Source organism: Domibacillus sp. PGB-M46 (genome assembly GCF_022668875.1).
Lineage (GTDB): Bacteria > Bacillota > Bacilli > Bacillales > Domibacillaceae > Domibacillus.
On sequence record NZ_JAKGCR010000003.1, the window covers coordinates 315,284 to 331,449 of the forward strand.

Consider the following 16,166-nt stretch of genomic DNA (forward strand, 5'->3'; position numbering starts at 1 on the left):
CCGTCTTGGCTGCCCCAGATCCCTCACATCCCCATAACGGCGCCCGCCGCGTACCCCGCCTGCCATTCCTCTAGCGCAGGGCGGGGTTCTTATCTAAAGTAAACAATTCCGCAAGCTCCCGATCGGTCATGCTGGCAATAAAAGCACCGCTTTGAATAATTTCGCTGCTTGCCGCCTGCTTTGATTCAATCATGGCGTCAATTTTTTCTTCAATCGTGCCGGTCGTGATAAATTTATGAACGTGGACAAACCGGCTTTGCCCAATTCGGTAAGCCCGGTCGGTTGCCTGGTTTTCAACAGCCGGATTCCACCAGCGGTCGTAATGAATCACATGATTGGCCGCTGTTAAATTCAATCCTGTGCCTCCAGCTTTTAAAGAAAGAAGGAAGAAAGGAAATTCTCCGTTTTGAAACTGTGTCACAAGCTTATCCCGCTCCTGCTTTGGCGTAGCTCCGTTTAAGAATGGAACATGAATGCCAAATGCCCCGGACAGCTCCCGCTGAATCATTTCCCCCATTCCGATATACTGCGTGAAAATCAGGCAGGCTTCTCCTTGTTCATGAATATTACCGGCAAGCTCCATCAGCTTCTCCATTTTCGAAGCGCGTTCCTGCACATCTTTCGGGTCGTCTTCTTTTAAGTAAAGAGCCGGATGGCTGCACAGCTGTTTTAATTGATTAAGCAGACGGAGAATCAGGCCCCGGCGTTCAAAAGCGGTCAGCTGGCCGATTTGATCCATCGTTTCACGAACAGCTTGTTCATATAAAACAGCCTGCTCTTTTGAAAGAGGGCAGTATTCTTTTTGCTCGACTTTGTCCGGCAGGCCCAGTGCCGCTTCCGGATCTGTTTTCGTCCGCCGCAGCAGAAACGGCCGGATTTTTGCTTGTAAAGCGGCCACCCGCCCGGCATCATGTTCTTTTTCAATCGGTGCCATGTATGTTTTTTGAAACTGTGCCAGAGTGCCGAGCCAGCCCCGGTTTGTAAAGTCAAAAATCGTCCATAGCTCAGATAAGCGGTTTTCCATTGGTGTGCCGGTCAGGGCTATGGCGTGGCGGCTTCTCAGCTTCCGGACAGCACGTGACTGTTTGGTGCCGGCATTTTTAATGTTTTGCGCTTCATCCAGTGCCACCGTATTCCATTCTATTTTTTCCAGTGTGTCAAAATCAGAGTGAACAAGTCCGTACGTGGTCAGGACAACGTCCGCATTTGCGATGCTTTCCGAAAATGCTTCACCGCGCGGCCTGTCTTTTCCATAGTAAAGCATCACCGATAAATCGGGTGCGAAGGCGTCAAGCTCACGCTGCCAGTTGCCCAGAACAGATGTCGGGCAAATAATCAGGGCAGGTGTTTCCGGGCGCTCTCTTTTTTCCACATGCAGCAAATAGGAAATAAGCTGAACCGTTTTCCCGAGTCCCATATCATCTGCAAGGCAGGCACCAAAACCGCATTCCCTCAGGAAAAGCAGCCAGCTCATACCAGCCAGCTGATACGGACGTAATTCTCCATGCAGCTTTTTCGGCGGCGAAAGGAGAGGGATATCCGCACCGCTTTTAAGCCGGTCTACCATCGCTTGAAGCGATCGGTTAAGGCGAATGTGCACACGCGCTGCATCATCCGGATCCGCAAATTCCTGATTCAGCACATCCACCACAGTTAAGCCTTCCTGTTTGGCGCGTTCCATCAGTGTTTTAATTTTTCGGATCACATCCGGATCCAGATGAACCCAGCGGCCGTTCGCTTTCACAAGGCGCGAGCCGGCTTCAGCAAGTGCTAAAAATTCTTCTTCTGTCATTTCTGCGCCGCCAAGCGCCACTTTAAAATCAAAATCCAAAATAGCGTTCATGCCGACAAAGGACTGCTTATTACTGTCCCGCACGTCGGCGGCAACGGAAACAGCCGCCGAGCGTACAGATTCCCACCAGGGAGGCAGCAGCACCGGTATACCGAGGGCAGTGAGTTTTTCACCACGGTCGGTTAAAAAAGTGATCGCTTCTTCCTCGGATAAGAAATGTTTTAATTCACCCTCATCATCAAGCTCCGGAAACAGACGAAGCCAGCGTCGAAGCTCTTCCTGCGCAGCTTCCAAAAACGGTTCTGCTGATTTAGGCAATTTTTTGTTTAGCTCATACACTTTTTCAGATGGCTTCCTGCGCAGTAAGATCATCTCAAGCGTCCAGCTTCCGTCATCGGACTGCGGCTCGGATAATCGCAGTCCCGGTTCGAAGGCAGCCGGCTCTCCGTCGGCCAGGTACTCCTTCAGCCGTTCCGCGTCAAAATAACGGTTCAGTTCATCCATCGTCAGCCGGGTGCCGACCGCATCGGTTACCGCTGTTATATTCGGGTGTGCCTCCGAGGCAAGATCGGGGAAAATCCGCTCTACAAACGACTGGCGGCTTTCGCCATAAATGGGTTCCCGCCAAAACGATTCGGCAAATTCATCGTATACCTCTTCCGGCACAGTCCATTGCACGCCATCCTCCTGAAAAGAAGGCATCACGTCAAAAACGGCTTCATAAAGAATGGGGGCGCATGCAAGGCTGAAATGGCCTGCTTCATCCCACTCAAAGCGGGCAAACCGGTTGAAATGCTCCGCTTTAAAAAGAGACGCCCATTCAAACGGCGTCAGCCGGACAGCCGGCTCTCCGTCTTGTTGGCCAATGGTCAGTTTTGTTCCGTAAAAGCTTTCCGCGTGTCCGCCGAACAGGAGACGCGTCCAAGAATCAAAAGGCAATGGCGCACCGTTCGCATCCATTGCCCGCAAATAAAAAAAGCCTTGTTCAAATTGTGTAACAAGATGAACCGTTTTAAGATTAATCATCCAACAGCCCGCCTTTTCTGCATTCTTCCTGAAACGCCCGCAGCCGCTTTGTTTCACCAAGGATCCAATCCAGCCAGCGGTCAAATTCGTCCGTTTGTTTTAGTTTTTTATAAATCGTGCGCATCCGTTTCATAAACCGGACGGCTTTTTTATAAGAAGACCGGTTTCTTTCAGCAATAAAACCTCTAATTCCATGATGAAGAAGAGGAAGTGCCAGCTCGGGCGCTTCTTTTACGACGCTTTTTAAGCCGGCCCGGTCAAGATCTGTAATATCGGCAGCAATGAGCAGCTGCAAGTCCACCCATTCGGCATAGTCGCCGCGGCCAATCAAAAAGTAGCTGAGCGACACGTAGCTAAACGGCAGCAAAGAGGTGTACAGCTCCTTTACTAAAAGAGGGGAAAGCTCGGACGCCTCATCCTCCTCGACAAGGCGGATCAGCTGCCGGACAAACAAGCGCCGGCTGTATTCATTTTCAATCGTAAGCAGGCCGTCCCGCGCAAGGGAAGCGGCACCACGAAGAACAGCTATAAAACGGCTGGATCTTTTTGACGCCTGCAGCCAGTGGAGAAAATATGGGAAAATGTCTGCCGGGGCAGAAGCCGATTGGGCGATAAACTGCTCCATGTCACCAAGCAGATACAGCTGATGCAAATAAGCGGCATGCTGTACCGTACTGCTGCCGGGTGCCGGAGCGATCCGCTCAAGCTCTGCCGTCCGCCACTCGGTTCTCGTAAAAAGGGATTCCCATAACAAGCGGTAAATATCAAGCCGTGCTGCCGGAAACTGCTCAAAAGGAAAACCGAGCAGACGCCCTGCATCCTGGCGCAGCTGTTCAATATACGATTCAAAAGCAAACGGCAGGGCACTGCCGGTCATTTTTGCAGCGTCATAGGCTTCATCGACAAAATAAAACAGCACATCATAAGCAGCCCGTTCTGCCACTTCCAGTGCGAGGGACGCTTCGTCCAGCTGGTCCGCCAGCGCCGAGAAGGAATAAAACGCCGCAAACAAACGAAAAAGAACAGCCCATTCCCGATCTGAGGGTGTTTTTTTGAGAAGCGCCTGGTAAAGCTCCTTTGCCGCATACTCTGTCTGGTACGGCTCGGCCTTTATTGTTTGGGCTGAAAGACGGGTCCGAAAAGCAGACAGCACAAATTCCTTCCATTCGCCGGCAGAGGTTCCGCTTGAAGGAGCCGGCTTTAAATCGGAAGCCCGCATCACACCCGGAATGGAAAGCAAATCTGCCCGCTTTGGGGAAGATGAATCAGTAAACAGCGATTTCGCCTTCGTCAAAATAGATGGCACCCTTTCGATTCTGTAAGATTCCTTCATTATAGCACGAAACCGTCCTGGTTAGGCAAGGATAAGGAACATAGGTTCTAGTGTTTCCTCAATGTAACAACTATTACAGAAAAATTACATTTTTAGGATAAAACTAATAAAATAGCGATTCGTCACGAAATATTAAAAAAGAGATGTTTTTAGATTATATTTTCTGTGCTAGACTTAGGTGGTAAATTTTAAGAAAGGAGGCAGAAAGGTGAAGAAAAGGTTTTTCTTTGTCGTATTAGCGTTTATTTTGACGGTTCCTCTGTTTGATTTTGGAAAAAATGCCAGCGCAGCAGGCTTCGTGGATGTTCCATACCGGGCGTCAAAAGAAGTCAATTATCTGGCGGAAGGGGGAATTGCCAACGGGTCGTCTGCAACAACTTTTGATTCAGAAAAAACGGTCACACGGGCCGAAGCAGCTGCTTTTATCGGGCGGGCACTTCAGCTTAATGGCACAAAACGTGAAACAAAATTTGTTGATGTCGGTTCAGGCAATTTCGCTTCAGGTTATATTCAGTCAGCTGTGGAAAAAGGCATTCTGTCCGGTTATGACGGGGGACGGTTTTTACCATATAAACAAGTAACACGCGGTGAAATGGCGGTTATGCTTTCGAAAGCATTCGGCTATTCATTCGGCGGTACTTTATCCGGTGCGGCACAAGCCTTGATGTCCCGTGGTATTGCAGATGGAACGGCAGACGGTTCGTTTGGTGCGTCTTATGAAATTAAACGGGTGGACTTTGCAGTATTTCTTGCACGGGCCATCGCCCCAACTTTCCGTACTGTTCAAACAGACGAATTTAAAACAACGATGTGGACAAACACGGGCGATCTTAATGTTCGTTCAGGTCCATCAACAGCATACGCATCAGTTGGAAAACTGGCGAAAGATGCACGTGTATCAGCAGCTCATTCAGTCGGAAACTGGACGTACGTCCGCTCCGGCACCATTGTTGGTTTTGTAAACTCTTATTATCTGCGTAGCACAGAAACAACAAGTGCTACGACAGCCGACCCGCGTCTGGCTGAACAAACGATCATCTTGGATCCGGGCCACGGCGGCAGTGATCCTGGTGCCATTGGATTTGGCCTGCATGAAGCAGACGTAGTGCTTACAACAGGCTTGAAAGTAAACAACCTGCTTAAAGACACACCATTTAATGTGAAAATGACGCGTTCGACAGATACATTTATCACACTGGCGAACCGTGCCGCATTTGCAAACAAAAATAATGGCGATATTTTCGTCAGCATTCATGCCAATGCCGCTTCTCCAAGCGCATCTGGTACAGAAACCTTTTACTCGGCTGCATCAAACAGCCAAAACGCAGCGGACAGCAAGCTGCTTGCGACAAAAATCCAAAGCCGCATGATCGCTGCGTGGAATTTAAACAACCGCGGCGTGAAAACAGCGAGCTACTATGTGTTGAAAAATAACACAGTACCGGCTGCATTGCTTGAGCTTGGTTTTATTACAAACAAAACCGACAACGACAAACTGAAGTCAGATTACTGGCTGAACGTGATGTCTAAAGCAATTTATAACGGTATTTTGGACTATTACAAAGCAAAAGGTTACAATGTAACGTCGCTTTATAAGTAATAAAATAGGCCAATGTATAAATAGAATATTCGATACACGCCGTGTACAATAAAGAGGGGATCCCAAACAGGGCCTCTCTTTTTATTTTAGTTTTGAAGAAAGAGGTGACCAATATGAAGGCTATAAAACTACCTGCTCTGATTTTTACAGCTTTATTTTTATTTTTTCACACACCATCCGCTCCTAAAGCGGCGGTCCAGGACGGCAGGCAGGCCGTTATTCTATTTAAAAGCCAGGTAGATAAAGAGCTTTTGGAACAATTCTCTGAATCGGTTGACTACATATTTCAAGAAATCCCGGCCGCATCAATTACTATAAGCGAGGCGCAGAGAAAAGCACTCCAAATGTCACCGGAGGTTGAATCGGTTTCTTATGATATGCCGGTTCAGTCATCTGCACAAACAATTTCTTACGGTTACGAAAAAGTAGGCGTGAAAAATATGGTGCCTTCTACGCTAAAAGGAGCCGGTGTAAAAATTGGCGTATTGGATTCAGGTATTGACACACGCCACCCGGATTTGCAGAAAAGAGTGGTCGGCGGCACATGTACAATGACCATTGTGGATCCCGCCGGATGTCCGGACTCTTATAATGACAATGCCGGGCATGGCACACATGTAGCGGGTATTATTGCAGCCAATAATAATACGTTCGGCACAATCGGGGTGGCCCCGGCGGCGAGCCTGTATGCCATTAAAGTGCTCGATGAGCGCGGCGAAGGGTCCACAAGCACATTGATTGCCGGAGTAGAATGGGCGATTAAGCAGAAGCTGAATATTTTAAATATCAGTATTACGTCACCTGTTTATGAATTGGCGATGGAAGAAGTAATGCAAAAAGCATATAATGCCGGCATTTTAATTGTAGGAGCAGCCGGAAATACCGGGCCGCCTGTTTCAGGAAATGATTCATCGGTTGAGTATCCAGCGAAGTTTGATAGTGTTATTGCGGTATCATCGATTGATGAGTATGACAAAATAGACAGCCGGTCTTCGCTTGGTAAAGAAATTGAGTTAACCGCACCTGGCGTGAAAATTTACAGCACGTATCCGGATTCCGATTACACAACATCCAGCGGTACCTCTATGGCGGCTCCGTACGTATCCGGCATGGCCGCTTTATACAAAGAAAAGTATCCTGAAATGACAAACAAACAGCTTCGCCTCCTGCTGCAGAAAAACGCGAAGGACTTAGGAGCAGCCGGCCGCGACCGTTATTTCGGCTTCGGTCTTGTACAGGCGGATAAGAATCCAATTAATCACGGTATTGAACTTCCTTATACAACGGATAGTAAAGGAAAGCTGACTGTTGATACAAGCGGCCTTGTTGCCCGTTTCGGTACGTACAATGTATACCGCGGTGACCAGCTAGTCGGCAAAAACAAAACGGCAGCAGAGTGGACAGACTACGCTTCAGCAGGCACAGTCAGCTACTATTTCCATCCGGTTGTAAACGGAGCGGAAGACGAAACATCGTTTATAACATTAAAGGCAGCGATTGCGTCTCCGAAAATTCAAGATTTGCTTTCTTCTAAATGGTATGACCGTTACGTAACGTACTTGAACCACGAAGGAATTATGACAGGCTTTACGGATGGCACTATTAAGCCGGAATCCAATATTACACGCGGGGAAGCAGCAATTCTAATCGGGAAATCCCTTGGTTTAAACGGCACCCAGCGTGAGACATCGTTTAAAGATGTAACAGCAAATGTGAGCTCATCTGGCTATATTCAAAGCTTAGCAGACGCAGGTATTACAACGGGCTTTGGAGATGGATCTTTCCGTCCGGGCCAGCTGGTCACACGGGCTGAAATGGCCATCTTGATTTCAAAAGCCTATCAGATCAACCCGGCTTCGACGGGTACGTTAAAAGATATTACGGCAAGCATTACCGGCTATCAATATATTAACGGGGTAGCGGCAGCAGGCATTGCCGGCGGTTATGAAGACGGTACATTCCGTCCGCATACCCATATGAACCGTGCGCAGTTTGCGACATTTCTAGCACGTGCAATCAACAATGAATTGCGATAAACGAAACAGCATCCATCATTTTACGACGGATGCTGTTTTTTTCGCTGAATTTTCAGTTTTATTTCAGAATCATTTCAATATTACACAATCACAAAAAGAACAAAATAAATACAGGATAAATAACGTTTATTGTCCTATTTTATGGTTAAAAACCAACAAAAACCCCGTTCTAGCAATGTAATGAAATGATATTTGAATGTAATAGAAACGTAACCTATTTTTGGGTTTAAATTTGCTACAATAGCTTCAGTGAGAAAAACACGAGAGAGAAATGATAGAAAGAGAAAAACTGGAGGTTTGAAGTGAACAGGTGTAAAAAAGCAATAACGGCTTTACTTGCCGCGGTCATGCTTTTGACTCTTTCACCGCTGACATCGTTTAAAACGGAAGCGGCGTCTGTTGGAGAATCGATCGTGGCTTATGGTAAAAAGTTTATGGGTGTCCCTTACGTCTTTGGAGGAACAACACCAAGTGGATTTGATTGTTCCGGCTTTACTCAATATATTTATCGCAACGCAGCAAACATTTCACTGCCAAGAACGGCAGAACAGCAATACAACGTTGGCACAGCAGTTTCAAAAAGCGATTTGCAGGTAGGCGATCTTGTATTCTTCGCTAACACATATAAAGCAGGGATTTCACACGTAGGTGTGTATGCCGGCGGAAATATGGTATTGAATGCAACATCAAGCCAGGGAATTGCGCTTGTTTCCCTGAGCAACACATACTGGGGACCAAAATACGCAGGTGCAAAACGCGTCGTGAAAGAACCAGTTGTTCCATCTTGGTTTACAGATGTACCAACAACAGATGCAACATACACAGCGATCAAAACGCTGACAGATAAAGAAGTCATCAACGGATTTGAAGATTACACATTCCGCCCGGACGCAAAAGTAACACGCGGACAGGCAGCGGCGATCATGAACCGCATACTTGGCTTGAAGCCAGAGGTCATGAGCCACTTTACAGATGTACCGAAAACATATCGTTTCGCTTATGATATTGCCGCAATTCGTGAAGCAGGCATCATCACTGGATTTGACGATAAAACGTTCCGTCCGGAAGCGGAAATGACACGTAACGAAATGGCCGCTATTATCCAGCGCGCATTCGACTTGCAAATGTCACAAACGGCAGCTGCAAGCGTTAGATATTCTGATATTCGTGCCGATCACTGGGCGTACGAGGGCATTGTAACAATGGCTTCAATCGATAAAACAGGCCTTTTCCAAGGCGATAAGTTTTACGGAACACATCTTGCAACACGCGAAGCGTTTACCGTTGCAATCTATAATGCAACGAACGCTCAATAAGAAAGCAAATCAACAGCCCCGGACCCTTACGCCGGGGCTGTTTTTCTATATAATAGAAAGATAGGCAATAAAAGGCCACCAACTATTGAAGGGAGTTTCAATCTAGGATGAAAAAAGCAGTTTCAATTGTGATGGCACTTGTATTAATATTCCCACTTTTGCCATTCTTAAACAGTGGGGTGCAGGCTGCGGATGATGTAACCGGCATTACTCTTGAAAAAGAAATCCGCGCGGTCATTGCTGCTGGCGTGATGAGCGGATATGAAGATGGTACATACAAGCCTGCAAACAGCGTAACACGTGAGGAGTTTGCCACATTTTTAGCCCGTGCCCTCGAATTGCCAGCTGGACCGGCTATGTTTAATGACGTTGCGCCATCTTCAAAGCTGGCTCCTTACATTTACGCTGCAGCAGCGGCTGGCATTGTCAATGGCGGGTCGAATGGCAGCTTCTCTCCGAAGATGACGATTACCCGTAAAGACATGGCACTGATGATCAGCAATGCCCTCGATTATTTGAAAAAAGAAGCCGTGTATGTGCAGCCTGATTTCACCGACATCGATAACTTAAGCTCCGCACACCGGATTGCAATCGGGAAAAGCGTCAACCTCGGCATTATTTCCGGTTATGGAGACGGCCGCTTTGGCCCGGAAGATAACGCACGCCGTGACCAGGCCGCTGCGTTTATTTACCGCCTGCTTGCAGGCGACTTGCCGGAGCCGCCTGCAAAAAATTATCAAACAGCCAATATTGACAGCAGCGGAACGATTACACGCGCTCCGATGCCATACGAATCGTTTGACCTCGCTAAACAGGCGATGACCAAAAGCAGTTCTGAGCTTGTCCTAAAGGACGGGAAAATTATTTACATGAAGAACTATGCGGGTCTTGTTTTTGCCAAGCCTGCAAGCAATGCAACAACGGTTTCCCTGTACACAGACCCGGCACTCACAAACGCTAAAACATATGTAACCGCCTCGGCGATCGGAAGCAGCGGGATTTCCACTGAGCTGCAATATATTACATCAACCGATTCCTATGTAAAAGTGTATCTCGGCGGAGAATATTATTATATGAAACAAGCAGATGCCCGCCTTGTGCCATATGAAGGTGCGAAGGGAAGAGGCTATTATGCTGTTTCCGGCGGTATGCTTGTTCATCATATTTATAATATCGATACAAACAATACCGTTTACTATACGGCCGGGCCGGCTCCTTCTTTTATGCAGGCAGGCTCAAAGTATTACAGCTGGGATGGCATTTCGTTTTATAATGCCAGCGGAACGTCTGTCGGACGAGCTTATCAATACTTCCAGTTCTTATCCGGCCGCTCTGCAACGAGCTACACGGCCGCACAGCTGGACAGCTATATTAAAAAAGCGCTCGCGGAGCGTCAGGCTACCGGTCTTGCAAAATACCAGAATGCCACAACGAAAAGCAAGCTGATTGGCCTTGGCACGATCGCTAAAAAGATAGAAAGCCAGTACCATGTAAATGCGCTTTTAATTGTCAGCATGGCGATTCATGAAAGTGACTACGGAATGAGCGACAAAGCACAACGCTTAAACAATCTTTTCGGTATTGCCGTGTATGACGCTGATCCAAGCGGAGGAAAAGCGTTCCGGACGGTGGAAGAAGGCGTTGTCCACCTTGTTGACGCCTACTTTAAAGGTACGGCCGGTGACTGGCGCGGCGGCTACTTTACGCCAAATGACTGGCGTGCATACGGCGCAGCACCAGGTAACAAATCAAATGGTATAAACGTCAAGTATGCGTCCGATCCATACTGGGGGGCGAAGCTGGCAGGACATATGTACAGCGTTGACAAGGAAATGGGCGGCAAAGACTTCGGCCGTTACACTCTCGCTTTTACAAACAAAGCGGGCGTTCCTGTACGCATCAGTGCGGGCGGAAGTGCGGTGTACACTTATAATTTAACGAGAATGCCTGTTACGATTACCCAGACAAGCGACTGGATGCAGGTAATCTCTGATGTTCCAACCCGTACATTCGGATATCTTCAGCGAAGCGAAGTGAATATACTGCCGATTGCAAAATGAAAAAGCCCGCTCAGGCCATTGCCTGAAGCGGGCTTTCCTTATCAGTCCGTTATTGAGAAGGGGGCATCCAGTAGGATTCAATTCCAGTAAAGGAATCCGTCAAGTGATGGGCCACCTCTTTGTCTGCGTCTCCATGGGCTAAAAATCCGTATAAGAAAGTGATCATTTTCATCTAGAAAACTCCTTTCGAAATAAGATGTATGAAGAATGTATCTTAAATATAAAGCATGAATAAGGAACAATCTCGCTTTTTGTTAGTTTATCTTACACTGTTTCTTTCTGGGACGTTTTGGCAGATTGTCGCATAAAGCAAGGAAATGGGGTAAAATAAACGGGGAAATTTAATAGAAAACTGGGGTGTACGACGACTATGTCTTTGAAAAAAACAGCGCTGTGGCTTGCCCTTTTTGCGCTTATTGTCAAGCTGTCCGGATTTGTGCGTGAAAGTATTATGGCGTACAAATTCGGTGTCAGCAGCCAAACCGATGGATACTTGCTTGCATTCTCTTTTATTACACTGGCAATTGCCATGATTGCCGGAGGGTTTAATAACGTGTTCCTGCCGATGTATGTGAAAAACAGGCAGGCCAATCCAGAACGTACGGACCGGACGGCCAGTGCTATTATGAATGTCACGTTTCTTCTATTTATATTGATCTCTATTCTGGGCTACCTGTTCGCGCCCTGGTTCGTGCCGCTTATTTACGGAAACATGACCGAAGCAACGGCGGAAACAGCCATTTCGATCACGCGGTTTTTCTTTGTATTTATGTCTTTTATCGCGTTAACGAGTATCTTAGACTCCTATTTACAGGGACGGCGTATTTTTGTTCCCTCACAGGTGGCAAAGCTTCTGCAGACCGTGTTTGGCGTTTCATTCGCACTGCTTTTTGCCGATCAGTGGGGTATTGCCAGTCTTGCATACGGCTTTATGGCCGGAACCATTTTGGGTATTTTCGTTCAATTTTATTATTTGTTACGAACCGATTATCGATGGAGGCCGGTACTGTCCGGAGACAAAGAATTTCAGCATTCCTTTCTTGTGCTGCTGGCACCGGCCATTCTCAGCTCGGTTGTCGGACAGATTAACGTATTTGTGAATAAAAGCTTTGCTTCCGGCATTGGGGAAGGACCAGTTACATATTTAAACAATGCCCAGCTACTTTCTTCGATTCCGCATACGATTTATGCCACAACGATTGCGGTGATTATCTTTACGCTGCTGGCTGAACAGATCGATGACCGTCCGCGGTTTCAAAACACATTTTTCAGCGGCATGCAAATTTCACTGCTCACGCTGGCGCCGATTGCGGCTGGTCTTTGGGTTGCAGGGGAGCAGGTTTTGTCTTTTATTTTTGAACGGGGGAAATTCACCTCAGCAGATACACATCGTACATACGTGGCGCTTGTGTATTATTTGCCGACGATTGTGACGCAGGGGATGCAGTATATTGTCGCCAAAGCGTTGTATGCACAGGGGAAAACAAAAACCGTTTTCCGTATCAGTGTATTTACCATCGCGATTAACGCCCTGCTGAACTGGCTGTTTATCGGACCGTTCGGTTACCCGGGTCTGGCACTGACCACCTCTATTGTGTCTCTTTATTACTTAACAACCTGTACTGTATTTGTATACAAAGACTTTGACAAGTCAGAGCCTGCCCGCCTGATCGGGCTGTTAATCCGGACAGCCCTTGTAACAGCGTTTATGGCGGTACCGCTTTATTTCGTTCGCCCGTTTATGGAGGATTTGTACTCTCTCTGGCAGCTGGTGATTCTTGTCCCAATCGGTGCTGTCCTTTATGTGGCCGGGCTGTTCCTTTTTTATAAGGAAGGATTCCGCAAGCTGCTTAGCCTGGTGAAGCGAAATAAAGGAGCGTTGTCGTGAGAAAGGCGCTACTTCTTTTGCTGGCTGTGATCATTATGGCTGGCTGTACAGAAACGAAGGAAGAAGAGCCGGCAGACAGGGCGGAAATTCCGCTCGGCAGCCGGATGCTCGTATTGGAAGCAGAAGGGCTTCAGCTAGAGCAGGAATTTCAGCCAGAGGGACTTGACTCGCTTTACAAAGACACGGTTTATAAATTGGACGCTCAGTCGGCGAATATTACCGTCCGGGTGCGCAAGCTGAATAACGGCGACCGTTTTGTAATGACACGGCTAAGCGGGAAAGGGACGATAAAAGCAACAATCTCGATTCCGGGTGCGGACGATTATTATATGGTAGACTGGACGAAGGACATGCCGGTGCGTGAGCATAATAAAGTCACCGGTGTCGATCCGACCAAGCCGCCTGTAGGGCTTCTCCGCTACACGAAGGATCACGAGTTTATGAACGAGCTTGTGATGAGCCACTCGTTTACATCAAAAGAATTGACAGAATTGTACGGGAGCGGACGGGAAAGCCGGCTGCACGAGCTGCTTGCCGAAAAAAACACCGTCACTTATTCCAAAAAAGGGGTTCAGTTTGAATTAACGTCGGAACGGGACCAAATGGCCGACCAGTGGTTTTTGCTGGCCGAACATCCGCTTTTTGACGAAAGCAGCCATTTAAATGACTGGATTACGTTTCAAAAAGAACACTATAAAGAAGTAAACAACTGGTTTGCGGTAGACGGGCCGATGAAAAAGCTGCCCTGGTCTGTTGAACCTTTTACAAAAGACGGCTACGGTCTTTATTTAGGCACAATGGTCGAAAAAGAAGCAATTGACCGTTTTTTTAGAGACCAGGACCGTTATTTTTACGATTTAACCGTGCAGTCTGCGGCAAATCTGTGGACGTACCGTGCATCGCGTAATGACGTCATCTGGAAAACCGAATTTACAAGCACGTGGCTGAAGCAGAAGTATAATATTACCGCGCCCTATGTTGATACCCGCCATAATGAGCTGATCGCGCTTTATCTGCACCGGATCGGCAAGGAGCTCGGGGTGCCTGAGCTCGAAGCTGCACTCACGGATTATAGCGATTATTTGCTCAAATTAATCAGTATTGATAACATAGTGCCTGCGGAGAAGGGCTACTATCCGGCTGATTACTACTCGCCGCAGCAGGGTAAACAGTTTATCCATGCTTCGCTCAACCACTCACTCGGCGAAGCGAATATGTTTATCAAAGCATACAAAGAAACGAAAGAAAAAAAGTATTTATTGGCAGCCCGCAATATTCGCCAGGCAGTCGAGTCAACCGGCGGAAAATGGATTCGGCCGAATGGCGACCTTTGGTATCAGATTAACAGAGACGGCACATTCGACGGCGGCGACTATGAATTGCTGACGCTTTACGACCTGCGCCGCCACGAGAAAAATTGGAAAGAGTTGGGTGGAAAACCGAGTCCTATTTTGCAGAAATTGATTGAAAGTAAAGAACAGTATTTAAATTCAAAATAACTTTCGCTATAATGCTTAATTAAGGGGAAAAAAGAAAGGATGGATTTCTTTATGACAAAACAGCAAATTGGCGTGATCGGTCTTGCCGTAATGGGTAAAAACCTGGCGCTTAATATCGAAAGCAGAGGCTACTCAGTAGCAGTATTTAACCGTTCTGCAGATAAAACGACCGCTTTCCTTCAGGAAGAAGCGCAGGGCAAAAACTTCAAAGGCGCATACAGCGTAGAAGAATTTGTCAACTCACTTGAAAAACCGCGCAAAATTTTGCTTATGGTAAAAGCAGGTGCAGCAACAGATGCAACGATTGATTCTTTGAAGCCATACCTGGACAAAGGCGATATCATCATCGATGGCGGAAACACGTTCTTCCAGGACACGGTACGCCGCAACAAAGAGCTTGCCGGCCTTGGCTTTAACTTTGTCGGCACAGGCGTATCCGGCGGTGAAGAAGGAGCGCTAAAAGGGCCTTCTATCATGCCAGGCGGCCAGCGTGAAGCATTTGAGCTTGTCCGCCCAATCTTTGAAGCGATCGCAGCAAAAGTAGACGGTGAAGCATGTACTACATACATCGGTCCAGACGGTGCCGGCCATTATGTAAAAATGGTGCACAACGGCATCGAGTACGGCGATATGCAGCTGATCTCAGAAGCATACTTTATCTTGAAGCATGTAATCGGCCTGTCAACAGAAGAACTGGCTGACACATTTGCTGAGTGGAACAAAGGCGAGCTTGACAGCTACCTGATCGAAATCACAGCGGATATCTTCACGAAGAAAGATGACGAAACAGGCAAGGCGCTTGTAGACGTGATTTTAGACGCAGCCGGCCAAAAAGGAACAGGCAAATGGACGAGCCAAAACGCGCTTGACCTTGGCGTTCCGCTTCCAATCATCACAGAATCTGTTTTCGCACGCTTTATTTCTGCCCTTAAAGAAGAGCGCGTAGAAGCAAGCAAGCAGCTGAGCGGTCCTTCTCCAAAAGAAGTGGATTCAGATCAAAAGAAAGAATTGATCGAAGCGGTCCGCCAGGCGCTTTACATGAGCAAAATCTGTTCTTACGCACAGGGCTTTGCCCAAATGAAAGCTGCATCAGAAGAATACGAATGGAACCTTCGCTACGGCGACATCGCGATGATTTTCCGCGGCGGCTGCATCATCCGTGCGCAGTTCCTTCAAAAAATCAAAGAAGCATTCGACCGCAACGCAGAGCTTCCAAACCTGCTGCTCGACGAATACTTCAAAGATATTGTTCAAAATTACCAGACGTCGCTTCGTAAAGTCGTGTCTCTTGCGATCGAAGCCGGTATCCCGGTTCCATCTTTCGCGAGCGCTGTAGCATACTACGACAGCTACCGCACAGAAACACTGCCTGCGAACTTGATTCAAGCGCAGCGTGACTACTTCGGTGCCCACACGTACAAGCGTATTGACAAAGAAGGTACATTCCACACTGAGTGGATGAAATAAGAATGATCGTACAGCCAGGGACTCCTCCCTGGCTGTTTTTTTGTGGGTTGGCGGCGCTTGGGCCGGAAAATAAACATTTGGGCCGGAAAAGAAGGATTCCGGCCCATGGACGATGAAAATCCGGCCCAGAAAAAAATTTTTCAGGCCCA

The 16,166-nt window shown here is 47.5% G+C and carries 10 protein-coding genes; 7 read left to right on the plus strand and 3 right to left on the minus strand.

The features are described 5' to 3' along the window. Nucleotides 1-70 precede the first annotated feature (70 nt). Together L2D08_RS05725 and L2D08_RS05730 are read right to left on the minus strand one after the other, a co-directional pair. A complete protein-coding gene (locus tag L2D08_RS05725) occupies nucleotides 71-2,818 on the minus strand; it encodes a DEAD/DEAH box helicase (protein ID WP_242232781.1) in 2,748 nt (915 codons plus the stop codon). Beyond that, complete coding sequence (locus L2D08_RS05730; RefSeq protein ID WP_242232782.1) at nucleotides 2,811-4,151, minus strand: hypothetical protein; 1,341 nt, start codon at nucleotides 4,149-4,151, stop codon at nucleotides 2,811-2,813. The genes L2D08_RS05725 and L2D08_RS05730 overlap by 8 nt, the downstream gene beginning before the upstream one ends. Nucleotides 4,152-4,359: 208 nt before the next feature. Here L2D08_RS05730 and L2D08_RS05735 point away from each other — a divergent pair, with 208 nt between their 5' ends. From L2D08_RS05735 to L2D08_RS05750, 4 genes are all read left to right on the plus strand, one after another. Then, nucleotides 4,360-5,751, plus strand: a complete 1,392-nt coding sequence (locus L2D08_RS05735; RefSeq protein ID WP_242232783.1) for an N-acetylmuramoyl-L-alanine amidase — start codon at nucleotides 4,360-4,362, stop codon at nucleotides 5,749-5,751. Between the two features lie 113 nt (nucleotides 5,752-5,864). Beyond that, the gene (locus L2D08_RS05740; protein WP_242232784.1) at nucleotides 5,865-7,787 is read left to right on the plus strand and encodes a S8 family peptidase; all 1,923 of its coding nucleotides are present in this window, start codon (nucleotides 5,865-5,867) and stop codon (nucleotides 7,785-7,787) included. Between the two features lie 302 nt (nucleotides 7,788-8,089). Continuing rightward, on the plus strand, nucleotides 8,090-9,103 hold the full coding sequence (locus L2D08_RS05745) for a C40 family peptidase (RefSeq protein ID WP_242232785.1): 1,014 nt from the start codon (nucleotides 8,090-8,092) through the stop codon (nucleotides 9,101-9,103). A 107-nt stretch (nucleotides 9,104-9,210) separates the two neighbouring features. Continuing rightward, nucleotides 9,211-11,163: an S-layer homology domain-containing protein gene (locus tag L2D08_RS05750; protein WP_242232786.1), complete on the plus strand. Its 1,953-nt coding sequence runs from the start codon at nucleotides 9,211-9,213 to the stop codon at nucleotides 11,161-11,163. Between the two features lie 49 nt (nucleotides 11,164-11,212). On the opposite strand, the gene L2D08_RS24015 is transcribed toward L2D08_RS05750, so the two are convergent. Then, the gene (locus L2D08_RS24015; RefSeq protein ID WP_255821829.1) at nucleotides 11,213-11,335 is read right to left on the minus strand and encodes a hypothetical protein; all 123 of its coding nucleotides are present in this window, start codon (nucleotides 11,333-11,335) and stop codon (nucleotides 11,213-11,215) included. A gap of 198 nt (nucleotides 11,336-11,533) precedes the next feature. Between L2D08_RS24015 and murJ the strand changes: the two genes are divergently transcribed. Genes murJ through gndA form a run of 3 tightly spaced genes read left to right on the plus strand, consistent with a single transcriptional unit; the run spans nucleotide 11,534 to nucleotide 16,017 of the window. Then, nucleotides 11,534-13,051, plus strand: coding sequence for a murein biosynthesis integral membrane protein MurJ (gene murJ / locus L2D08_RS05755; protein ID WP_242232787.1), 1,518 nt, complete (start codon nucleotides 11,534-11,536; stop codon nucleotides 13,049-13,051). Continuing rightward, the gene (locus L2D08_RS05760; RefSeq protein WP_242232788.1) at nucleotides 13,048-14,550 is read left to right on the plus strand and encodes a hypothetical protein; all 1,503 of its coding nucleotides are present in this window, start codon (nucleotides 13,048-13,050) and stop codon (nucleotides 14,548-14,550) included. Before murJ ends, L2D08_RS05760 begins: the two co-directional genes overlap by 4 nt. Before the next feature lie 51 nt (nucleotides 14,551-14,601). Then, entirely contained in the window at nucleotides 14,602-16,017 is a 1,416-nt protein-coding gene (gene gndA / locus L2D08_RS05765; protein WP_242232789.1) for an NADP-dependent phosphogluconate dehydrogenase, read from the plus strand. Nucleotides 16,018-16,166 lie beyond the last annotated feature (149 nt).